We start from the raw sequence: 23351 nt of genomic DNA on the forward strand, positions 1-23351 counted from the left end.
GGGTTTAAAATGAGTGAGCCTTATCGGAATGCACCTCCCGAAAGTGCAACAAAAGCAGACGCGGACATCCGCGAGGCTCTCCATATTCTGGCAAGCCCCAAAGAGGCAGCGTACGGTGTTTGGCGCACGTTCACGACTGACCAAGAGGTCTTGCATGCAGTGCTCGTCGAGATCAGCCAAGTGGTGCTGGCGCGGCGTCTTCAGATTGCACTGAAAGAAACCGGAAAAACGTTAGAGTTTGTCGTCAGCAACCGCCACTTGCTAAACATGAAGGGGGTTTCAATTGGATCGGATGATATCTCCGCAAAGCTGGTAGTTGCGGAATTGAGACGCGCCGTGGCCGGTATTCGACACATCAAAATTGACATCACAGAGCGCGCCCCTGCTTTGAGTCAAAATGCCAGATCCTTGCCAGTCAGCGCGCTATTGCAGCGCGTGCAAACCGAAATAACGAAGGCAACACCGCCCCTTGGCAGTGCTTCGCTCGTAGATGACATCAAAACTCTATCAAAGGCTTGGATAGACTGTGTTTCAAACGCGGAAAATGGGGAGAGTGAAGCACTTTCTGTGCTGCGCCGATTGTCAGACCGTTGCGTATCGGTCTGTGATAAATCTGTTCAAGTGAGCATCAAACAGCCACGTCTTGCTGCCATGACCATTGGAAAAGACATGCTTTTGATTGAGCTTGAAGTTGGAGATTTCAAGCTTCTTGCAGCGACTGACACGAAGCAACGTGACCAGCTTCTGTCACTTTGGCGTACATTTGTCGCGGGTTTGAACAGTGAACCAGCTTAAGCGCGCGGTGAATCGAGCAGGCCTCCTTGATCAATCAATGACTTCGGTGTCGCGAGCGAAACGAACTATTTGTGTGTTTCATATGCGAAGATGTTAAAATCGTGCCGGTTTCAGTCCGGCCTGAAACCAATTGAGAAAGCTAACGACTGAATAGACTGGCCGCCCTGTAGTCTGTGCGATGTCGGCAGCGTAAGGCGCCATATTGGTACATTCGAGCACAATCGCACCTATGGTTTCATGCTGTGACACAAGCCTCTTGGCAGTCGCACACATTTCGGAATGACACGTCGCAACATTAAATTCCGGTGCATCGTCAAAGATCGCAGAGGCAAACGCGCCGTCGCGCGGCAAACCTTCCACGGCGATATCGCCTCGTGCACCGGCCGCAAGCAAATGCGCCGCACTCAAACTCTCGCGCGAGATTGTCAGGACACCCACCTCTTGGTTTGTAGGCAGGGTTGCTTCCACCATGGGCACCTGCATCAGCGGTGAACTTGCAAAAGGAACGCCCAGTGCATCTTTCAGTTCATTTTGCATGAGTGACAGAAACCCGCAGGAGGTCGCCAACCCTGTGCAGCCGTCGGCTACAAGTTCACGCCCCACTTGAACGAACATGTCGAGTAGTGCGCGCGGGTCTTCATGCACCACTTTTTGAGCGCTTGCCCCGCCGACTGTGCGCATTTGGACAGGGAAATCCCATGTTTGCGGGCTCCCGATATCGCCTGGTGGTCGCGGAAAATTGGTCTCAAGCATCATGATGCCAACGGTTGCCGTGTTCATGGTGTTTCTATTTCGCCCGCGTGATTGGTTTGCCGGTGGCATCGTAGGACTGCAGCTCAGCCAAGAGAAGTTCCAAAAACTCTTTTCCCAATCGAGACAATGGCCGGGTCGCCGAGGTGATCACAGCCATATCCATCATGATTGGAGGATCAAAACGGCGGACGATGAAGCGGTCGTCGAAATCAAAATCAACTCCAAATCGGTCTAGCAGTGCAACTCCCATACCCTCTTTTACAAATGCCAACAGGTTCTTGAAAAGATGCGAATGCACTCTGGTTTTTAGAGACACACCCGCCGTTTCAAAAGCTTCTCGGAGCCTACGCTGAGTGATGTGATCAGGGCCCATTACAAGAAATGGTTCATCCTTCAGAAGCTCAGGTGTCAGAACAGCATGCTGCTGCAGCGGGTTGTCTTTGTGCAGGGCGATCCGAGTTTCGACTTGCACCGGATAATGGTGCAGCGTGTCGTAGAGCATTGGCGTCTCACATATGCCAATTTCAAACAGCCCAGACAGCACCCACTCTTGTATTTTTGAGCTGTACTGTGATTGGAACGAAATGTTCATATCCGGCCTGTTCTTCGAAAACTCGGCGATCAACTTGGGCACAAATCCAAATGACATAGAGTGTTGTGAAGCAATTTGTAGCTGTCCAGCCTGCTTGTTCTGCAAATCCACAACGGTTTGCGTCACGTGATCAAGCCCGCGCACGACGGTGTCGATCTCGCGGTGCAGCAACTCGGCTTCCGGTGTGGGAACGAGACGACTGTGCATACGTTCAAACAGGGTCAATCCCGTTTGGCGCTCTAGCTGGGCCAAAAGATTTGAAATCCCAGGCTGGGAAATGCCCAAGGCCTCAGCCGCACCTGTAACGGTGCCCGTCTCAATTATGGCGTGAAATGCCTGAAGTTGCCGAAAGCGCAGTCGCATAGTGCTGCCTATCATTTTTTGTTATGTGATTGCCATAACTTTGTATTGGAGATGATGCGCGCCGACTGTCAGACTGGTTTTAGCCTAAGGAGAATACCACGCAGATGTCGTCACAGCATATTGTCATCATTGGCGCAGGGATTGTGGGAGCATCTTCTGCGATATGGCTGCGACGCGCAGGCTATGAAGTAACGCTTCTCGATAGATCCACCCCGGGTATGGGCGCCTCTTATGGCAATGGCGGCATTCTTGCGAGTTGCTCTGTGGTCCCTGTCACCGCCCCCGGCCTGCTCAAGAAAAGCGCAGCATATCTCGCGAACCCAAACTTCCCACTTTTCATGCGCTGGGGGTATCTGCCCAAACTGGCGCCATGGCTGATCAAATATATGTCGCATGCCAATGAGGCCGACACCCGACGGATCAGTCAAGGGCTGTCCACAATTGTGGGAGACAGCCTTGAACAGCATCAGGCTTTGGCGGCGGGCACCGAGGCGGCGAAATGGATTCAGGAAAGCGACTACAGCTTTGCCTATCCAGATCGCCAAGCCTTTAAGGCAGATGCGCTCACATGGCGCTTGCGCCGTGAGGCTGGTTTTGAGCCCTCCTTTATCGAAGGAAATGACGTTCAGGACGCAGAGCCAATTTTAGGACCCGAGACCCAACTTTTGGCGGTGCTCAAAAATCATGGCTTCATTCTCAATCCTGGCTCCTACGTTGGCGATCTGGTCAAAGTACTCCAAGACTTGGGCGGAAAGTTCATTCAGGCCGAGGTCAAAGATTTTGACCTTTCAGGTGGTCAAATTAGCGCCGTGGACACAAACGCCGGACGCATCCACTGTGACAATGCTGTTGTGTCATCTGGCGTGTGGTCCAAACCGTTGATGCAAAAACTGGGCCTGACTGTCCCGCTTGAAGCCGAGCGTGGCTATCACGTGCTCTTCAAAAACCCGAGCCGGACGCCAAACAACCCGATGATGCTTACATCGGGTAAGTTTGTTGCGACAGCCATGGAACACGGACTACGTTGTGCGGGCGTGGTTGAGTTTGGGGGGTTAAACGAGACGCCCTCTAAGGCACCGCTAAAACTTCTGCGCCGCAAAGTACAAGAAACGTTTCCTGGGCTGACATACTCGGGGGACGAAGAATGGCTCGGATTTCGCCCAGCCCCGTCCGACAGTTTGCCCCTAATTGGTGCATTGCGTGACACCGGTGTCTTTACGGCCTTTGGCCACCACCACATCGGCCTAACCGGCGGGCCCAAAACTGGCCGACTCGTCGCTGACATAATTTCTGGGAACCATTCCAATACCGATATTCGTCCGTTTGAGCCAATGCGCTTTGCTTCGGGCAAATGACCAAGACCAACAACAATTCAGGGAAAAAACGATGAAACTGCACCACAAACCACTGAGCACGTCCGCCATGGCAATGGCGCTGGCCATCACAGGAACCGTTGCCTCCGCAGAGCAATGGGACATGCCCATGGCCTACGCGGCAACGAACTTCCACTCCGAAATGGGTGTCACATTTGCGGACAAAGTGCGCGAATACACCGGCGGCGAAATCGACATTACGGTTCACCCCGGCGGCTCGCTTTTCAAAGGCGGCGAAATCAAACGTGCGGTGCAAACCGGGCAAGCCCCAATTGGCGAACGCTTTATGTCGGCTCACGCCAACGAGGCCCCACTGCTTGGGTGGGACAACCTGCCCTTCATCGCAACAACCTATGAGCAGAACGACAAACTCTGGGCCGCAGCCAAAGACAAGGTTAATGCGCAGCTTTCTGATCTGAACCTCGTGGCGCTCTACACCTGCCCGTGGCCGGGTCAGGGTTTCTACTTCAAAAAAGAAGTCACCTCTTCAGAAGACACTCAAGGCGTGAAATTCCGCTCCTACAACACAGCAACAGCCACCTTCGCCGAAGAGCTAGGCATGATCCCCGTACAGGTCGAAGCCGCCGAGCTGAGCCAAGCGCTCGCCACGGGCGTTGCAGAGGCCTTCATCTCATCCGGTTCGACAGGCTATGACCGCAAAGTTTGGGAGACCCTCACACACTACTACAAAGTGAACGCCTGGCTGCCGCGCAACTACGTCATGGTCAACAAAGGTGTCTGGGACGGTCTGAGCGCAGACATGCAAGCCAGCGTGCAAAAAGCCGCTGATGAAACAGGCGCCGCTTGTGCCGCCAAATCGTCAGAGCTCGCCAACTGGTACTTTGAACAGCTTGAAGCCAATGGCATGAAAGTTAAAGACGCCGGTTCGGAGTTCCTTGCAGAGCTTGAAACCATCGGTGCAAAGATGACAGCGGATTGGCTCGCAGAAGTTGGTGAGGATGGACAAGCCATCCTTGATGCCTACAACGCAAACTAATTCTTAAGGCCGCGACCTCTGTACTCGGTGGTCGCGGCCGCAATTTTCCAAAGGATGTTCAATGCGAGATTGGCAACCGTTCCTATGGCTACCCCTGTGGGTTTGGCTCTTTGTTTTCCCAACACTTCTGGCTTTGTTTTGCTTCTGGCAAGGGCCAAAAGCAGCGGTGATTTTGTCTCCTGTCTGGAGAGTTCTGGATAGAGTTTATAAGGTTGCAGGCGCGCTTGCTGCGGGCTTTATGGTGCTGATCTTGATGCTCATCATCGGCCAGATGATCGCGCGTTGGTCCAGCCTCACATTCCCAGGCTCAACAGAATACGCAGGCTATGCCATGGCTGCGACATCCTTCTTTGCCTTAGCCTATACATTGACGCAGGGTGGGCACATTCGCGTGTCCGTACTGCTCAACCTAAATGAGCACACCAAATTCTGGCTCGATGCCGCTGCGATGTTTGTTGCCGCCGTCACCGCCACCTATTTCGCCCGCTATGCAATCAAGACCAACATCGTGTCTGAAATGCTCAATGATCGCACGCAGGGGCAGGATTTTGTCCCTGAATGGCTTCTGACCTTCTTTGCGATGTTCGCCAATGCGCCTTCCAAATGGGCGGAGATGTGGGCCCAGACTGGCTCTGAGTGGGTCTACACACCGGTTTGGTTGCCACAGCTGCCCATGTCGATTGGGACAGTGCTGCTGGCCATCGCTATCTGGGATTATCTCACACGGCTCCTTGCGCTGCGCGAAAGCCAAATTCATGGGGACGTTCTGGAATGACCGAACTATACGCCACCGCCATTTTCCTGTTGGTTCTCTTCGCCCTTTTGGGTGGATCTGTTTGGATCGGGCTTGCGCTTATGGGCGTGGCTTGGGTTGGAATGGAGCTATTTACGTCACGCCCAGCTGGGGACGCGATGATCACAACAATCTGGACCGGCGCCTCCAGTTGGACCTTAACCGCGCTCCCGCTCTTTATCTGGATGGGCGAGATTTTGTACCGCACGCGATTGTCCCAAGATATGTTCCGCGGCCTCGCGCCGTGGATGCGTTTCCTGCCTGGAGGGCTGTTGCACACCAATATCGCTGGCTGCACGATCTTTGCGGCGGTGTCGGGATCCTCCGCGGCGACCCTCAATATGGTTGGTAAGATGTCCATCCCTGAATTGCGCAAGCGCGGGTATCCCGAATACATGATCATCGGCACGTTGGCGGGTGCCGCCACGTTGGGGCTGATGATCCCACCTTCGCTGACACTTATCGTCTACGGCGTTACAATAAACGAGAGCATCACCAAACTGTTCATGGCTGGGGTTTTTCCGGGTCTCGTGCTGGCAGGGCTTTTCATGCTCTACATCGCCGCGTGGCACTTTGTGCGCAAAGATCAACGCCCCGAGCCCGAACCTGCAATGCCCTTGGGCAAACGCCTTGCAGAAAGCCGTTTTCTGCTACCACTGTTCGGCCTTGTCTTTGTGGTCATCGGCTCAATGTATCTTGGCTATGCGACAGCCACCGAGGCGGCGGCAGTGGGTGTTGTTGGGGCGCTTGCACTTTCAGCTATGCAAGGGTCTCTCGACTGGGCAACCTTCAAAGACAGTCTTATGGGAGCGACAAAAACCTCAGCAATGATCGCCTTTATTCTTATGGGCGCAGCGTTCTTATCGCTTTCCATGGGCTTCACAGGCCTTCCTCGCGCGCTTGCAGAATTGATCGAAAGCTATCAGTTGTCTCCGGTGGCCCTGATCGCGGTTTTGACCGTTTTCTATTTGATCCTCGGCATGTTCATGGACGGCCTATCTTCGGTCGTTCTGACCATGGCGATTGTAGAACCGATGATCCGCGCCGCAGGGATTGATGTGATTTGGTTTGGCATCTTCCTTGTTGTTGTGATCGAGACCGCGCAGGTCACCCCGCCCATCGGATTCAATCTCTTTGTTCTGCAAGGCATGACGCGCCATGAAATCGGATATATCGCGAAGACAGCGATCCCCATGGTGGGGCTTATGTTGCTGATGGTTGTCATTCTTGTGATCTGGCCTGAACTAGCAACGTGGCTGCCTGACAACATCCGCCAAGGTCCGGGCGGCTAATCGCAGATGCTGCAAGTGCTGGGGTATATCGCCCGCAACGGGCGATACGTGCTTGACGCTGGACTGGTAGCCGGGATTGTCCTGCCCGATGTTGCAACGGCGCTTCGACCTTGGTTGAGCGAACTTGTGTTGCTATTGCTTTTCCTCACGGCCTTTCGCGTAGGCCTACCGGCCGCACGTGACGGTCTGCGCGCGTTCCAAAGCACGCTCGGAATGGTGGTGATCTATCAATTGGGTTTGCCCTTGCTTTGCATCGCAATGTTCGCGTTGTTTGGTCTTGCGCAAAGTCCGGTCGCCATTGCGTTAACCCTCATGCTTGCGGCGCCTTCGGTGACTGCAAACCCGAATATGGCTGTTTTGCTCGGCCATTCACCGGAGCCAGCCTTTCGGATACTCATTCTTGGCACGTTGCTGCTACCCCTGACGCTGATACCCATATTTTGGCTTTCTCCCGCGCTTGGAAACTTGTCAGATGCTGTCATTGCCTCTTTGCGTCTTGGTGTGTCGATCAGCGTCACAATCGCATTTGCGTTTTTGCTGCGAGCATGCCTGCGCCCCAAAATGCTTGCGTCCGAAACCCATGCGCTTGACGGGCTAACATCGATTGCCCTCGCAGTGATCGTTGTTGGCCTGATGAATGCAGTTGCCACTGCATTGTCGAGCGCACCTTGGACTCTTTTGAAATGGCTTCTTATTGCCTCGATCGCCAACCTTGGATTGCAAGCCGTGGCTTATCTGACGCTGCGCCGATTTGGAGACAAGGCCAGCGCTGCGCCCATTGCTTTGGTTGCAGGAAATCGCAATATCGCCCTCTTCCTTGTCGCCTCGGCCGCGACCCAATCAGACGCATTCCTCTTGTTTTTGGGATGCTACCAAATTCCCATGTATCTCACTCCAATCGTAATGCGCCCGTTGTTCAGACGAAAAACCCAGAGCAATCAGGAATAGAGCTTTCTTGGAAAATCGCACACTTTCTCGACCATGGCAAAACTAGTGCAAGAAACTGAAAACGTTTAATATTTCCGTAAAAATTTCAGGACGGATGTCATTAGTGGCTCGCCAAATTGGCTGTTTTTAAATGGAACCCCCTTTGTCCCGGCTTCGGGAACATAAATGGAAAGTTCCTGCGCCAATCCTTCCGGTCCGCTGACCCGAAAGTAACATCGCCCGCCACTTGTACATGGGGGCCAAGTGCGCTGCATCCTAAAGCGATTGATATTAAATTTGGGAACGGTGTCGCCAAGCGGAGTGGGTTTCCGCTTGGCGTGTTATTTTATTGGCCGGGGGCAGTTGCGGCATCGCTTAGCTTGTCGCGCTGACCATCTCTGAACAGGGCTTTGCCAAGTGAAACACACATCAGGCCCATGACCACAGTAAATGGCAGTGCGCCAATGATCATTGCGCTTTTGAGCGCTTCCATCGGGTCTGCACCACCGTTGGTTTTTCCTGCAATGAGCAACGTGCCAATGACCGCCGTAAGTATGACGCCCCAAACCACTTTGTGTTTGTTGCCGACTTCCTGGTCACCACCAGACATAATTGTGTTCATCACCAAAATGCCCGAGTCAGCCGATGTCACCAAAAACGTCATGATCAGAACGACACACATCACGGTAATGGCCGAAAGAAGACCCCCGGACAACATTTCGCCCAATGTGACAAACAACTTAGCAGTGTTGGAAGCCGCGATGATAGTTCCCTCTGCGCCACCTGTGAGTTCCAGATCGATCGCCGTGCCACCCAGTATTGTCATCCAAGCAAAGCAGACCATCGCAGGTGCAAACATACAGCCCACGATGAATTCGCGCACAGTACGACCCCGAGATATGCGAGCCAAAAACAGACCAACAAATGGGGAAAAGGCAATCCACCAAGCCCAGTAGAAAGTTGTCCAACCGGCTTGCCAACCAAACTGGCGGCCCGGTTCGCCCGCAGCGTATACTGCCTGCAAAACAGATTCAGACAAGCCGGCGGCATCTCCTTCAAGCCCAGATTTGAAGGCAGAGAATGAGCCCCAAGCATTGGTGGCACCACCACGAAGTGCGTCCGCAAATGGTGCAGCCTCATTTGGCAAAGCCGCGGCGAACTCCCCAGCAGCTTGCGGTCCGTAGGCTCCGAAACTCAACGACACAAAGTGCAGAAGATAGTCGACAAGTGCCGTTGCGTAGGTCGTCATCGCAAACAGGAATGAGCCAAACACCACAAAGACAAACAGCAAAATCAGAGACAGTACCAAGTTGAGGTTCGAAAGGTACTTCACGCCTTTACCAACCCCCGAGACAGCTGAAACAATTGACAATCCCATAATCACCAACAAGCCAGCGATCAGTCCAACAGTGCCAGGCGCGGGAGCTTCTCCGCTCATGTCCATCATCCATGTCATGCCAGTGATCGCATACATGCCATCAATAAACTGTGACACGCCAAAACCAATAGTGACAGAAACGCCAAGGATCGTGGCGACCACACCCAAGACATCCACAACATGACCCAATGGACCGTTCATAAGTGAACCAAAAAGTGGCGTAAGCGCCGAACGGATCGTCAACGGCATGTCGCGCGTATAGGCGTAGTAGGCAAGCGATAACCCGGTCACCACATAGATCGCCCAGGCGTGAAACCCGTAGTGAGCAAACGTATACCGATAGGCAGATTGCAGCGCCTCCTCGGTGTTGCCCGCCACGTCACCCGCGACAACCACGGGATTTGACCCCCAAAGTCCAAGAGGTTCCGCAGTCGCGAAGACCATAAGACCAACGCCAAGGCCGGCGCCAAACATCATAGAGAACCAAGAAAAGTTTGAAAATTCAGTGCCTTCTCCTGGACGCCCCATAATACGTTTTCCGGTCTGTGGGAGCGCAGCAAGAACAACTAAGAAGAAAGCAAAGAAGCCGACAATGATGATGTAGAAAGTGTTGAAGCTCTCAAGCAGCTGCCAATTCAAGCTTCCCAAAACGCCGTTTGCGCTTGCGGGCCAGACAAGTGCCCAAAGCACCAAGCCGACCAAGATAGCTTTGGACAAAAGCGCAATTTCCACGCTATGCCCTTCATAAAATCCGGACGCGGCCCTATTGACCTCGACCTCTGTAAACGGTGGTTTAATTGACATGCGTTTCCTCCCTGAATGTCAAAGTCCATCGACCTGTTCTGCGCTCCTCCTTCGCTAGATCAGCCAATGATTTTTTTTATTTTTTCCAGCGTCGCTACGTTCACCGACACCCCTTTTGTGTGGGCTTGAATGCGATGATGATTGCGGCCATCGCCGGGAAGTCTTGCACCATCTTGTGCGTGTATTGTGTCTGTGAGCCGCGCAACCAACGTCTCAAAGTGACCGCCCGAGGTCGCGTTCGGATCAATGGCGATAAAAAACTGTCCGGTGCGCGGTGGCCCACCTGCTGTCCCTGAAAATGGCGAGGCATCAATGCCAAGCGTCGCCCCTGTGAGAGCCGCCGCCAGAAGTTCTACCAACAGAGCTATGCCGACTCCTTTGTATCCCCCCGAAGGGGCCATTGATCCTTTGAGACCAACCTCAGGATCCGTGGTAGGGTTCCCGAGGCCGTCAAGTGCCCACCCCACTGGAATGGGCTTGCCCTCGCGGGCATGTTTCATCACCTCGCTCTTGGCAATCGTGCTTGCACTTTGATCAATCAAGACAACGGGCTCTCCTCCTGAGCCCGGAGCCGCAACGGAAAACGGGTTTGTCCCGACAACGGGTTTGAATCCGCCGGAGGGTGCGATTGAGGCTGGTGCATTGGTGAAACCAAGCCCAAGCAAACCTGTTTTGGCCAATTGTTGAGTGTGATATCCCAAGACGCCACAGTTGTAGCTGTTTCTCACTGCGAGAGCCGCAATACCTTGGCTTCGCGCAAGGGGAACCAGTGCATCGAAGCCGACATCGATGGCCGGGTGGGCAAATCCTGTCGCAGCATCAACAGTCACAACAGACGGCGCCGTGATGTCGAGATTGGGCACAGCGCGACCATCAACTTTGCCACACTGAACATGTTCGCAATAGATCGGGATATAGGCGAGCCCATGGCTGGAAATCCCATCAGCCTCTGTCGCTGCGGTTGCCACTGCGAGCGGACGCGCATTTTCAACGGAAGTACCCGCCGCCACCAACGCTCGTTGGCTTAGGTCTTCGATCTCGGCAAGGCTTAACGTTTTGGTTTCAGTCATATGGTCCTCGGTTTAGTCGTTGTCAGTTGTCCCCGCCCCGGCGCCTTTCAATCGCGACGCTTCGGTTGCCGGCGCATATGTGCGATGCGCGAAATTTTGCATTACGGACCAAGCCGTTTCAGCGGGATCGGCACGGGTGAAAGAGACATTGGGCAATTGGGTTTTGTGTGTGATCTGAACCTTCAACGAAGCCGAACTGTTGGGCATCGGTGCATTAACGCTCAATCCTTCGCCACTGACCACGGCGGAGAAATCCGGCCCCAACACGGCGATCGATTGACCTGACTTTGCAGCGATATCTGCAGCGAAAGGAACTAGGAGAGCCGGACAAACAACACTCTTCACCTGCCAGCCGTCAGCGTTCAAATCGTGCGCATGATCGACCATGGACGCACCGAGCGATATTGAGCAGAGAGGTCCAGAAGCGGATTGCCAAACACCGGCGTCCAAGCTTGCCGCACGGTTTATCTCATGGCTTCCAATGGACAACAGCCGGGAAAGCTCGGCGCATCCGTCAATACCCTTTGCGCAAAGCCAGCGCGTGGCCTTCGCGGCCTCTTCTGCCATCCCCCATGAAAAACCAGCACCGCGGGCGGCTTTTTTCGCGGTCGCTTCGACTTCGCTCAATGACCTTGTCATTGTGCCAACTCCGGATAGATCCAATCATCCGAGTTGGATTCTGAAAGGCTCTCGGGATATGGCGCCCCGGCAAACATACAAATACGTATCCATCGATCAGACCTTGGGTCAAAATGCGTTGCGCCAAAAAAGGACAGCTTTGCGCGCAGCATGTCGATCGGCAGCACATCGCTTGAAATGGTGTTATCCTGAACTTCGCCGTAGGGCGCGACCTCGCACAATTGCGCCCGACGTATGGTGTGACGGTGCTCAGGGTGGCTCTGCAAAAACGCCGCAACTTTAGACGTCTCGGGCCACTCTTTCAGCGCATGAAATGCGTGGGCTGCGTCGCGTGCGGGTGCCAATGGTTGCTCGTATGCGGCAATTGGCTCTTCAAACCGCTCACCCAGTCGCGGTTCTAGTTTCTCTTCGGACACGTACCAAGCCCGCGCGCAATTTTGAGGGGCTTGCCAATCAAGATCAAAGGCCCAGGCAAAACTCTTCTCTAACAGGGTTTTCACGTCCCCAACCGTCATCGACCCGTCGATGCGCGCCACCGTGGAGGTGGTGTCAGCCATGCAGCTCACGAGCGGATCAACTAGGTCCGGATACGGTTCCAGAATCAGCGACGCCAATAGTTCTTGACCCTCGATACTAAGTTGGTGCGCCGCCCAATTCATCAAGTTGTCCCAAGGATAAGCTGTCTGAAAGTCATACTCATCGACCCGCGCGCTCAGCAGCACCAAGTCGTGTTTCAATGCGTCGATTTTCCGCATCTGGACAGGGTGCTTCGACGTCCAACGTGCAACCGAAATGGTGCTACGCTTCAAACGGTCCCTGAAGATCTCAGTGTCATCAGCGACAGCGCTTACAACGGAACGCACGCGATAAATGGCCTCCTCTCGGGCCTTTATCCAATTGTTGAATAACACTGGGTGGTTGATCACAAACGGTGCCATGCCCAAGCCCGTCGAGTTCCCAATTCCAAGCCGTTGAGCTATCGATCTATCAAGCTTGACCGCCGTCTCCCCTCCCTTGGCCCAAGCCATATGCTGAACCAGATCAAGAACAAACTTTCGCGTGAGAAAAACAGAGAGCATCTCAACTTGAAACGGTGGAAAGAGTTCTTCGCGGTTGGAAATTGTTTCTCGGTCTGCAGCACCGAATTTTCCGGATCCATAAACCGCGGTCGTGCGCATGAGATAACCAACTTGATCGATGACATCCGTGTCTGGTTGTTGGCCACTTGCCAATTCCGACACCACGTAGTCCCAAAGACGGACTGAGCGGTTTGCTCGTGAAAGCGACAGTTCTTTTTCGCTGATGCGACCCGCCTCTTGGAGCGGTACGTTTTGCTTCAATCGCGCGATGTCTTGGGAGTCTGGCACGCCATCAAATAGCGTGAAGGTCGCATCCCATGCGTCGGCAATCACCCGATCAGACCGCTTTTCATCTGGAAGGTCATGCGCAAAAGCGACCAGTGAATAACTGCGTTCTGGCCCAGCAGCCGTATAGACAGCATAGCCAACACCCGTGGCGTCGATGTCAAAGTGTGGACGGGTAAATTGCCATTGGTCACCCGCCAAACGCCGTAAAAGAGTACGCATGAAACTCATGCGACATTGATGTAGCGACCCCAATCGCTCCAACCGCATCACCTCTGAAGGCGGGCGTCGGGTGATATGTGGCTGAGGGGTCGTCATGACAGTTGGGGACCAAAATTCTCATCAAAGAAGCGGTACCAATTGCCCCCCATGATGGCCGCGACCTCTTGTGCTGTCATACCCACATCGCGCAAACCGGTCTCCAACGCGCCGAAATGCCTGTTGTCTTGGAACCAACTTGGCATTGCTGGGAATCCAGGTGCCGCCGCTGAGCCTTCGCCAAAGTCTATCTCCTTGCTCCAGCGGCCAGTGCGCATCCATTCCACGACGCTGTCAGGTTGATCTTGGCAGAGATCAGACCCAATCCCTAAATGAGTGACACCAAAATCATCCGCCGCGCGCGCAATCATCTCGCAGAAGCTTTGCAACGAGCAGGACGACTTGTCCTTGAGGTGGTGTGGGTAGAGCGAAAAGCCAAACATGCCGCCGTTCTGTGTGACCGCCTCGATCACATGGTCTTTCTTGTTGCGCAGAGCAGGTGACCACTTGTACGAGTTGGCATGAGTGATCGCGATTGGTCGTTCTGAGATGTCGGCGGCCTCAATGGTGGAGCGATCCGCAGAGTGGCTCATATCGACCACCAACCCCACGCGGTTCATCTCTTTGATGACCTGTTTGCCCATGCGCGTGATGCCGGTGTCTTCTGCCTCATAGCATCCCGTCGCAAGCAAGGATTGGTTGTTATAGGTCAACTGCATAAACCGCGCGCCCAGCGCGTGCAGAATTTCGATCAGCCCGATGTCATCCTCAATTGGGCTGGGGTTTTGAAACCCAAAGAAAATGGCGGTGCGGTTGGTCTCACGCGCGACATCAATGTCGCGCGCAGTTGTGCCTTTCATAATCAGGTCGCTATGAGTCTCAAACCAACGGTTCCAGCGTTCAAAATTCAAAACCGTTTCACGAAAGGTCTCATGATAGGCAATGGTGACATGCACCGCATCAACACGGCCTTCGCGCAATTGTCGAAAAATTTTCTCCGACCAGTTTGCATATTGAAGACCATCAATGCGCATCAAAGGGGCTCCCCTGCGTGGATATAGGCGGTCTTTACAGTGGTATAGAACTCCGCAGCCGCCTTACCCTGCTCACGCGACCCATATGAGCTGTCACCGCGCCCGCCAAACGGCACATGATAGTCCGTCCCCGCAGTGGGGAGATTGACCGTGACAACACCGGTGCGTGCGTTACGCCGAAAATGCGTCGCGCGTGCCAGATCGCGCGTGACAATACCCGATGTAAGGCCAAAATTTGTGTCGTTCACTGTGGCGAGCGCATGATCGTAGCCATCAACTTTGATCACCGCTGCCAAAGGCGCAAACATCTCTTCACGATTGATGCGCATGTCATTTGTGGTGTTCAAAAAGACGCCTGGCGACATATAGAACCCATCGTGTTCAAGGTCCAATCGGGCCCCGCCACAGGCCAGCTCTGCGCCTTCGGACTGCCCCAACGCAACGTAGTCCAGGTTTTCCTGAAGCTGTTGGGCGCTCACAACTGGGCCCATTTGAGTGCCGTCGTGAAGCGCGTGACCTACTTTCATGGCCTGTACGCCGGCCACCAGTTTTTCCACAAATGCATCATGCACCGCGCCGTGAACGATCAAACGAGATGAGGCTGTGCATTTTTGACCGGTACCGCCAAAGGCACCACCCAGAGCGACGGACACGGCCAGATCAAGATCGCCGTCATCCAGAACAACAAGCGCATTCTTAGACCCCATTTCCATCTGAACCTTGGTCAGGTTCTGTATTGCCGCGGTAGCAATGCCCTTTCCGACAGGCACAGAGCCGGTGAAAGAAATGGCATTGACAGACGGGTGCTCCACAAGCTGTTGACCGATTGTACCACCGGCCCCCATCACCAAAGAAAAGAGCCCATCAGGAATGTCTTGGCGGGAGATGATTTCAGTCAGTGCGACGGCCGAAGCCGGTGTGATGTTCGCCGGTTTCCAAATCACTGCATTGCCGTAGCATAAGGCTGGAGCAATCTTCCACGACGCTGTGGCCGTTGGGAAGTTCCAAGGTGAGACTATGGCAACCACACCAACGGGCTCGCGTCGCACATCAATTTCGACCCCGGCGCGCACGCTATCCGCATTTTCACCCAACTGGCGCAGACATTCCGCAGCGTAGTAGGTGAAGAATTGCCCTGCGCGAAAAACCTCCCCGCGACCTTCGGCCAGCGGCTTGCCTTCTTCCCTGCTGAGAAGCCAACCAAGCTCTTCCGCACGCGCCATCAATTCAGTGCCGATGCTGTTGAGAACCGCCTGCTTGCGCTCCATGCCATACGACGCCCATGCAACCTGCGCCCTCTGAGCCTTATCGAGCGCTGCATCCAGTTGGCCCCGACTGGCCTGAGCATATAGGCCAATCAAATCACTTGTATCCGAGGGATTTCGATTTTCAATTTCCTGATCGCCGGAGACCCATTCCCCTGCGATGAAATTGCAATTGATATCCGACATGCTTTGTTCCCCACGCGCTGGCCAGATTGGCCTTAGATCGATGAGACATCGTGGACTCTCCCACCAACATCAGTCAAACTCAAACTTCTGAAGTAAATTACAGAAAAACTGAAGCTATGATCAAAATTGATATGCTGCGGTGCTTTAGCACTGTCGCGCAGTTGGGAAACTTATTGGAAGCTTCCGCACGGATGAGCCGCACCCCGTCTGCGCTCTCGATGTCTCTCAAACAACTAGAGGGTCATCTTGATGCACGTCTCTTTGAGACAGAGCGCAAAAATAAGCTGACCCCCTTAGGCCAAGAAGTCTTTCGTTTGGCTCAGGCACAAATACGTCAATTCGATGAGACGGTTGCCTCGATCGAACATGCCGCTAATGCCCCAAGCGGGCTGATAAAAATTGCATCCATACCATCAGCCACAGGGCTCGCACTGCCGCAGGCCATTTCCACATTGATGGAGCGGAACCCCCATCTCAAAGTCGAATTGAGAGACATGGATAGCACGATGGTCGCTGAAGCGTTGCTGCATGGAGAAGCGGACATCGGCATCGCGTCAGGCTGCCAGCCACTCAATGGAGTGGACCGTGTCACACTTTTTGAAGACAAATTTGGCTTGCTTTGCGGCAAGGAGCACCCCTTGGCAAAAGCCTCCAGCCCACCCACACTTGATGCGATCTTTGAATATGCATTTATGAGCAACGATTTGTGCGGCCAACTGGATTTGAACGAAATCAGCAAAGCATCAACGGGTGCATTTCTAACGGTTCACAACACGCACTCTCTCATTGCGATGGCACGGACAAATAATTGGGTGACAATCCTACCACAGAGCGTGGCACGCACTTTGCCAGAAGAGCTCGTTTTTCGCTCAATTGAAGGGGTCACTCAGCGACGCATTGTTTCGTTGCTTACCAGTCAACGTGCGCGCTTTCCGAAATTACTTGAAGCCTTTTCCAACCTGCTGGTCCAATCTGACTGGACGTAATAGCAGCCGTTTTCTATTAGATCGCGTCCCCCAATCGCCAAGTCAAAATTTAGGTTAGGTGGGGTCTGTTGCGATGTGTTTAGGGCTGGTGTCTTCCGAGCGCAGCACGCGTTGGCGCTTCCCAAACCGCCCACCTTTGATCAACCTTCCCCGCTCTGCTGCGATAGCAAGTGACCAAACGGGTTAACTGGGGAGATATTCTTCACTCCAGGACTCGCTGAGATTTCCAGATTTGATCATCGCCTCAATGGCAGTATCCGCGTAGCCCAAATCCTTCAGTATTGCGCGTGTTGAAGCGCCAAACTTCTCGGCGGGCGGCAAGGCAGTGATCTTGCCTCGAACGGATCGCACCGCATAGGGGTCGAGCTGAATAACCTCATGCCCGCTAGGATGGTCTGGATAGTTCGAAAACGAGTAACTGCCATTGTCGGTGCCCGGTTTGCCGTCAGCATCACGTAAATTCATAGCGCGCAAGGAGTCGAGATTCTCGCAAATCACCGCACCAATATCTGCTGCTTGCAACCGCGCAACCCATTCAGATGCGGGTTGGGACAGAAATGTATAAGCTAGGAAAGCGGCACGCTCCTCTTCGTGCAAATCCGGCAATTCCTCAAGTCCCTCTACGTTGCGAAACAGTGGCAGGTCCGCCTCGTATGCACTTAGAAGAATGTGACGCGAAGCAGTGCTATAAAAACGCGTCAGCGCGTCGTATCCGCTGGCCTCCGGACCAGAGGGTTCTTCAAAGAGCCCACGCCCTTTGAAGTCGAAGGCAAAGGGCACCTGTAGTAACCCGCTGTTGGAGGACAACGATGTCCGCCCTCTTCCAATACGACCAAAGCGATATTTCTGGTAAAGAGCCGCAGCCACTCCCAAAGCGCCGCCAAAACCACACATCACGTCAATTGTACCCACATGAGCATGCTCCTCAGGGCGGTCCATGGCCCCCCCGAAGCGCAACATGATGCCCGTTGTTGCCTGTACGAGGTCATCATAGCCGATGTAGTCGGTTCTGGTTCCGCGACGCACACCACTAAAACAATCGAGTTTGCAGAACAGGGCATCAGGATTGAGTTTACGCAAGCTGTCCGCATCAAGCCCCATTTTTTTGATTTGGCTATCAGGTGCATTCCAGACAATCACATCGACAGTTTTGACCAGATCTTCAAACACCTGCCGTCCATGGCGTGAGGTAATGTCTGCTAGGATCGAGCGTTTGCCGCGCATTTGAGACATGCCATAGATGACAGTATTCCAGCTGTCATACATCGGATCAGCTGGCTCAAGTTTGATGACCTCAGCTCCAAATCGTGCCAGATAACTCGCCGAATGCGGTCCCGCGATCACATTGCACAAATCCAGAACGCGCACACCAGACAACCAACCTTCCTGCGCAAGATCCTCGGAGGGTTCTGGGAGATCTGTCCGGATCTTTTTGAGGATTTTTAGTGCTTCTTCAAATTCAACCCAGCGACGCGGGTGGGGCTGTAATGCCTCTTCGCCGCTTTCTTCCATCCAAACCACAGGGCCCGGCTGGGTCATATCGCCGTAAATGGGATCCCAGACATCGATCATTAAGCCAGAGGTTTCCGCGTATTCGTCGTGAATCCACTCCTGCAACCATCGCTGCGGGGCACCAGGAATCATCCCACGGCCGAACATCTTTTTCCACTCATGCGAGGTGCGGGTCATAAAGACCTCTTTCATCCGCGCAGATATCCTATCAGCCCAGTCCTTTGGCATTGGATAGACACCAAGGGAAGCCTCATGTTCCCATTCTGACCAAGGTTTGTATGTGTTTTCCTCAGAGGTCAAACCATCCTCAACCAACTCGTCATAGATGCCGAGCACTTCAAGACAGCGACGTGCGTGGTTCTTGTGGCTGGGGCAAACCACATAGAACATGCGGCCATCCTTGCACATGTAGCTGCGGAAAAACGGATCCATCAATTCTTGGAGATCTTCGTAGCTGACATTCATCGGCAGACCTTCGACGCGGCGGCGTTCGATCTCAGTCTCGCGCTGGGTTAGGTAGCGTTCGGGCATGCCATCGACCTTGATCGAATTGTAGCACAGACCTTCCATCACAGCGGCGGCCAGCGGCACCTCGATCTGATCGCCTAGGCCTGTGACCTGTCTGGATTGCAGCGCCAGAACGGTGGCAGACGCCGCGATTTGCGAGGCATAGGCTGAGGCAAGAGGCAAAGGAGAAAAGGAGGGGTTCAACCCCATCAGCACCCGGTTAAGTCCCATATCGGTAAAGACACCAGAACTGGCGGCGACAATGCTTTCATAGGCTCGCAATTCGCGCCGCTCTGCATCGTTTGAGGCAAAACCAGGGACCGAAATGGTGATCAACTCTGGTCGATCTTCGCGCATGGCAGCAAAATCAAAGCCCAGCTTGGCGAACTTTCCGGGGCGAAAATTCTCAACGAGAATATCCGCTTCGGCACAGAGCGCACGCGCCTTTTCCATCCCGCTTTCGGATTTGAGGTCTATGTTCACGATGACCTTATTACGGTTGAGCGTGGCATTGGCGGGGCTGTCCCACATCGGTCCTTCGGGCGGATCAATATGCACCACAGTGGCGCCCAGATCGCCCAGCAACATAGCAACAGCCGGACCTGCGATATACTGACCAAAATCCACGACCTTTACGCCTGTCAGCGGCAACTTGGAAAACGAATTACGCATGGAACCTCCAGGAAGACTTCTTAGATTTATTGATTTGAGGTGGCGGGTTAGTGATCGGCGAGAATCCAGCTTGAGGCTTTTTCTGCAATCATGATCGTGGGCGAATTGGTGTTGCCGCTGGTGATCTCCGGCATGACCGAGGCATCCACCACCCGAAGGCCCTTAACGCCCTTCATGCGCAGATGCGGGTCAAGAACAGCCGTGTGATCGTCCTCGCGCCCCATTTTGACAGTGCCCACCGGATGAAAGATCGTGCTGGCGATATCGCCCGCCAGTCGCGCCAGTTTTTCGTCGCTTTGGTATTGCACACCGGGCTTATACTCTTCTGGCGCATAGGGCTGCATCGCCGGTTGCCCCATGATTTCGCGCACTTGACGCAGACTATCTGCCGCCACCTTACGGTCGTCAGCGGTGTCCAGATAGTTGGGCGAAATTAACGGCGCATCACGGAAGTTGTCCGATGCAATCCGAACATGACCCCGGCTGGTCGGGTTTAGGTTACAAACGCTGACTGTTATGGCCGGGAAATCATGCAAATCATCGCCAAAGGCCTCAAGGCTGAGCGGTTGCACATGGTACTCCAGATTGGCATGTGTCCGGCTTGGATCAGAGCGGGTAAAGGCGCCCAGCTGGCTTGGCGACATGCTCATCGGGCCAGAGCGTTTAAACAGGTATTCCAGCCCGATCTTGGCTTTGCCAACCATGGAATTGGCCAAGCTGTTCAGGGTGCTGGTGCCTTTGACCTTGAAAACAGCGCGGATCTGCAAATGGTCTTGTAGGTTTTCCCCCACATAGGGTTGATCCATCACGACATCGATGCCGTGCTCTTTCAGCAGGGCCGCCGGACCAATCCCGGACAGCTGCAGGATCTGTGGCGAGTTCAGCGCCCCGGCAGAGAGCACAACTTCGCGTTTTGCGCGCACCTCTACGGGTTGCCCCGCACGGCTGACCCTAGCGCCAACACAGCGCAAAGCTCCATCGCTGTCTTTCTCAAAAGCCAGTTTTTCGACTTGAGCTTCAGTCCAGATGCTCAGGTTCTTGCGCTGCTTGACCGGGCGCAAAAAGGCCTTTGAGGTGTTCCATCGCCAACCAGACCGCTGGTTCACGTCGAAATAGCCAACACCGGCGTTGTCACCGCTGTTGAAATCGTCGGTCTTCTGGATGCCGGTCTCAACTGCCGCATCGGCAAAACTGTCCAGAACATCCCAGTTCAGCCGCTGCTTTTCGATCCGCCATTCGCCGCCATGCCCATGCATATCAGAAAACCGACTGTTGTTGCCGGTGACCGGGTCAGCGCCATCGTCCATCTTGTAATGGTCTTCATGCGCCTTGAAATCCGCCAGAGAGTTTTCCCAGTTCCAGGCCGCCTCACCGGTCACTTTGGCCCAGTTGTCATAGTCGCGCGCCTGACCGCGCATGTAGATCATGCCATTGATTGAGGAACAGCCCCCGAGTGTCTTGCCGCGCGGATAAAGCAGGCTGCGCCCGTTCAGCCCTTTGTCTGGTTGTGTTTTGTACATCCAGTCGGCGCGTGGGTTGCCGATGCAGTATAGATAGCCAACGGGGATATGAATCCATGGGTAGCTGTCTGGCTTTCCAGCTTCCAGCAGGAGCACACGATTTGCTGGGTCTGCGCTTAGCCGATTGGCCATCAGGCACCCGGCCGAGCCTGCCCCGACCACAATATAGTCAAACCCTTTGAAACCATCCGCCATATTCACCACCCATCTTTCAGCCGTTTCACCGTTGATTGCGCGCCGAGAGGGTTGGTGAACTCTTGGCATTCAGGCGCCGTTGGCTGCGCCAAGAAACCAAGCTGTTCAGGTCACGTTGCCTCCCAGAACGCGGTTTCAGCGATCTCTGACGGACAAAGAGCAAGAAACCTAATGACAAATCCCACAATGCAATATTAAAAAAATTTATATGGATCGTTACTCGAACATAAACAGCATCTTGGCTTTTGTGACCGTTGCCCGCGAAGGCAGCGTTTCGCGTGCGGCTGAGGTGCTGAACCTGACCCAGCCAGCGATCAGTCACCAGATCAAGCGGCTGAGCACAGAAACAGGAATCACACTGTTCACGAGAACCGCCAGCGGGCTACAGATCAGCCACGATGGGGCTGCAGTCCTGTCAAAGGCCCAACAGGTCCTCGATGCTATGTCTGATTTTCAGCGCAGCGCTCGTCAGCGCTCGGGACAAGTCAGTGGAAAACTCACTATTGGTACCATTGTAGATCCTGAATTCATTCGTCTAGGACGGATGCTGGCCCGATTGAGGACCGAGCATCCCGGTATCGCAACGGAGCTGGTTCATGGGGTAAGTGGGGACATTCTTGCATGGCTCAAGCGAGGCCGCATCGATGCTGGTTTCTATCTATGTGGTCCAGACGACCTGCAACAGCTCGAAGCTGAAAGCGAAGACAAAATACACGCAATTCGACTTGCAGATTTCCGATACCACGTTGTTGGACCAGCCGGATGGCAAAAGCAGATCGAAGATGCAAGCTGGGCGCAGCTGGCGACTCTTCCCTGGATTGGTACACCTGAGACATCTGTCCACTATCGGTTACTCAGCAAAGTTTATGGAGATCAAAACAATCTTCTGAACGTGGTTGCCTTGGTCGATCAGGAAGCATCAATGTTAGAAATGGTCAGATCAGGAATTGGCCTGAGCCTCTGCCGAGAGTCGATCGCGCTCCATCAGAAACAAACTTTCGGTCTGGCCGTCTGCAATACAGTGTCGGTGCCTGCTTGTCTCTGTTTTGTTGCTTTGGAGCGTCGCAACGAGAATCCAATACTTACTGAGGTCTTTGCCCTTCTAGAGAGTTCATGGTCGCTGTCAGAACGACACTGAGGAATGGATCAAGACTGTTTTAATCTCTAGTGGAAGTGACGCATTTGAAATGCGTTCACCCTAGTAATTGTTGTCTAATCCGATGTTTTGTTTGCGTTGGCTCTAGGAGACTTTCGGCATGCCTCTACTTAAAGGGAATTTTTAAGTAGCAGATTCGCTGCGATACAATACTGCTAGTTTCTCTGCAGCTTCCTGAAGAGGAGCAAGAAAACCAATTATCTCTGTCAATTGATAACGCTGAACAGGTGCGTGTATCGAAAGTGTCGCCACAAGCCTTCCCTGTGGATCAAGTATCGGCACTGCGATTGCCGCCATACCTGTCATAAACTCTTCGTTGTCGGTGGAGTAACCACGTTCGCCAATCACTTTGAGTTCCGCCCGTAGGATATCAGGAGATGTGATGGATTTTTCCGTTTCCGGCTTCAATGCTTGGGCATCAAGAACACCGTTCAGAGTCGCGGAACGCAATGTAGAAAGATACATTTTACCACTAGCGGTGCAATGAAACGGTACTTGCGTCCCTCTAGGTAACTGAATGCGCAAAGGCCATTTGGTTTCGACACGATCAAGGTAAGTCATACCTTCTCGATCCGGAATGGCTAGATTGCAGGTTTCACCAACTTTCTCTGCGACCCCTTTGAGGATCGCGAGTCGGGCTGTGCGCACCCGTTCGGAGGACATTGTATTCACAGCAAGGGACCGGAGGCGATCCCCCGGGCCATATGATCTCCCATCCAGATCACGCTGTAAAAACCCTTCTGTTTCAGCGGTTTGCAGCAGACGGTGAACGGTCGGCTTGGGCAATCCCAATGTCTCGATCAGGTCTGCGGGCTTGACTGCGACTCCTAAACGCGCAACTTCCTCCAAAATCATCAGCAACCGTAAGTTGGTTGGGATCTGTGTTTCTTTCGAAGTCATCGCGTCGTTGGGCATTGCAT

General features: G+C 53.7%; 19 protein-coding genes. 8 read left to right on the top strand and 11 right to left on the bottom strand.

All coding sequences use genetic code 11. The features are described from left to right. Window positions 1–9: 9 nt before the first annotated feature. The gene (locus ABWV47_RS16460; protein WP_353313756.1) at window positions 10–795 is read left to right on the top strand and encodes a hypothetical protein; all 786 of its coding nucleotides are present in this window, start codon (window positions 10–12) and stop codon (window positions 793–795) included. 93 nt (window positions 796–888) lie between these two features. On the opposite strand, the gene ABWV47_RS16465 is transcribed toward ABWV47_RS16460, so the two are convergent. Next, entirely contained in the window at window positions 889–1575 is a 687-nt protein-coding gene (locus ABWV47_RS16465; protein WP_353313758.1) for an aspartate/glutamate racemase family protein, read from the bottom strand. Between the two features lie 7 nt (window positions 1576–1582). Beyond that, on the bottom strand, window positions 1583–2503 hold the full coding sequence (locus ABWV47_RS16470) for a LysR family transcriptional regulator (RefSeq protein ID WP_353313760.1): 921 nt from the start codon (window positions 2501–2503) through the stop codon (window positions 1583–1585). 104 nt (window positions 2504–2607) lie between these two features. Here ABWV47_RS16470 and ABWV47_RS16475 point away from each other — a divergent pair, with 104 nt between their 5' ends. The 5 genes from ABWV47_RS16475 to ABWV47_RS16495 all read left to right on the top strand — a co-directional run bounded on the left by ABWV47_RS16475 (window position 2608) and on the right by ABWV47_RS16495 (window position 7906). Next, a complete protein-coding gene (locus ABWV47_RS16475; RefSeq protein ID WP_353313762.1) occupies window positions 2608–3858 on the top strand; it encodes an NAD(P)/FAD-dependent oxidoreductase in 1251 nt (416 codons plus the stop codon). A gap of 67 nt (window positions 3859–3925) precedes the next feature. Continuing rightward, window positions 3926–4873 carry a TRAP transporter substrate-binding protein gene (locus tag ABWV47_RS16480; protein ID WP_502959717.1) on the top strand — a complete coding sequence of 316 codons (948 nt, stop codon included), beginning with the start codon at window positions 3926–3928 and terminating at the stop codon, window positions 4871–4873. A 61-nt stretch (window positions 4874–4934) separates the two neighbouring features. Beyond that, window positions 4935–5648: a TRAP transporter small permease gene (locus tag ABWV47_RS16485; protein WP_353313766.1), complete on the top strand. Its 714-nt coding sequence runs from the start codon at window positions 4935–4937 to the stop codon at window positions 5646–5648. After that, entirely contained in the window at window positions 5645–6958 is a 1314-nt protein-coding gene (locus ABWV47_RS16490) for a TRAP transporter large permease (RefSeq protein ID WP_353313768.1), read from the top strand. Before ABWV47_RS16485 ends, ABWV47_RS16490 begins: the two co-directional genes overlap by 4 nt. Window positions 6959–6964: 6 nt before the next feature. Further along, window positions 6965–7906: a hypothetical protein gene (locus ABWV47_RS16495; RefSeq protein ID WP_353313770.1), complete on the top strand. Its 942-nt coding sequence runs from the start codon at window positions 6965–6967 to the stop codon at window positions 7904–7906. Window positions 7907–8231: 325 nt separating this feature from the next. Here the strand turns inward: ABWV47_RS16495 and ABWV47_RS16500 are convergent, their stop codons facing one another. The 6 genes from ABWV47_RS16500 to ABWV47_RS16525 are packed head-to-tail and all read right to left on the bottom strand — an operon-like array spanning window position 8232 to window position 15883. After that, a complete protein-coding gene (locus ABWV47_RS16500) occupies window positions 8232–10067 on the bottom strand; it encodes a BCCT family transporter (RefSeq protein WP_353313772.1) in 1836 nt (611 codons plus the stop codon). 59 nt (window positions 10068–10126) lie between these two features. Beyond that, the gene (locus ABWV47_RS16505; RefSeq protein WP_353313774.1) at window positions 10127–11137 is read right to left on the bottom strand and encodes an Ldh family oxidoreductase; all 1011 of its coding nucleotides are present in this window, start codon (window positions 11135–11137) and stop codon (window positions 10127–10129) included. Window positions 11138–11149: 12 nt separating this feature from the next. Then, the gene (locus ABWV47_RS16510) at window positions 11150–11776 is read right to left on the bottom strand and encodes a DUF3726 domain-containing protein (protein WP_353313776.1); all 627 of its coding nucleotides are present in this window, start codon (window positions 11774–11776) and stop codon (window positions 11150–11152) included. Continuing rightward, window positions 11773–13458, bottom strand: coding sequence for a hypothetical protein (locus ABWV47_RS16515; RefSeq protein ID WP_353313778.1), 1686 nt, complete (start codon window positions 13456–13458; stop codon window positions 11773–11775). Before ABWV47_RS16515 ends, ABWV47_RS16510 begins: the two co-directional genes overlap by 4 nt. Further along, entirely contained in the window at window positions 13455–14432 is a 978-nt protein-coding gene (locus ABWV47_RS16520; RefSeq protein ID WP_353313780.1) for a membrane dipeptidase, read from the bottom strand. The genes ABWV47_RS16515 and ABWV47_RS16520 overlap by 4 nt, the downstream gene beginning before the upstream one ends. After that, window positions 14432–15883 carry an aldehyde dehydrogenase family protein gene (locus ABWV47_RS16525; protein ID WP_353313782.1) on the bottom strand — a complete coding sequence of 484 codons (1452 nt, stop codon included), beginning with the start codon at window positions 15881–15883 and terminating at the stop codon, window positions 14432–14434. The genes ABWV47_RS16520 and ABWV47_RS16525 overlap by 1 nt, the downstream gene beginning before the upstream one ends. A 116-nt stretch (window positions 15884–15999) precedes the next feature. On the opposite strand from ABWV47_RS16525, the gene ABWV47_RS16530 reads away from it, so the two are divergent. After that, window positions 16000–16869 carry a LysR family transcriptional regulator gene (locus ABWV47_RS16530; protein ID WP_353313784.1) on the top strand — a complete coding sequence of 290 codons (870 nt, stop codon included), beginning with the start codon at window positions 16000–16002 and terminating at the stop codon, window positions 16867–16869. 183 nt (window positions 16870–17052) lie between these two features. Here ABWV47_RS16530 and ABWV47_RS16535 read toward each other — a convergent pair whose 3' ends face one another. Next, window positions 17053–19560 carry a CoA transferase gene (locus ABWV47_RS16535; protein ID WP_353313786.1) on the bottom strand — a complete coding sequence of 836 codons (2508 nt, stop codon included), beginning with the start codon at window positions 19558–19560 and terminating at the stop codon, window positions 17053–17055. Window positions 19561–19607: 47 nt separating this feature from the next. Continuing rightward, entirely contained in the window at window positions 19608–21275 is a 1668-nt protein-coding gene (locus ABWV47_RS16540; protein WP_353313920.1) for a GMC family oxidoreductase, read from the bottom strand. Between the two features lie 238 nt (window positions 21276–21513). Between ABWV47_RS16540 and ABWV47_RS16545 the strand changes: the two genes are divergently transcribed. Continuing rightward, window positions 21514–22413: a LysR family transcriptional regulator gene (locus tag ABWV47_RS16545; RefSeq protein WP_353313788.1), complete on the top strand. Its 900-nt coding sequence runs from the start codon at window positions 21514–21516 to the stop codon at window positions 22411–22413. A 141-nt stretch (window positions 22414–22554) separates the two neighbouring features. Here ABWV47_RS16545 and ABWV47_RS16550 read toward each other — a convergent pair whose 3' ends face one another. Beyond that, window positions 22555–23346: an IclR family transcriptional regulator gene (locus ABWV47_RS16550; RefSeq protein ID WP_353313790.1), complete on the bottom strand. Its 792-nt coding sequence runs from the start codon at window positions 23344–23346 to the stop codon at window positions 22555–22557. Window positions 23347–23351 lie beyond the last annotated feature (5 nt).

Source organism: Shimia sp. NS0008-38b (assembly GCF_040370365.1).
Taxonomy (GTDB): Bacteria; Pseudomonadota; Alphaproteobacteria; order Rhodobacterales; family Rhodobacteraceae; genus Shimia.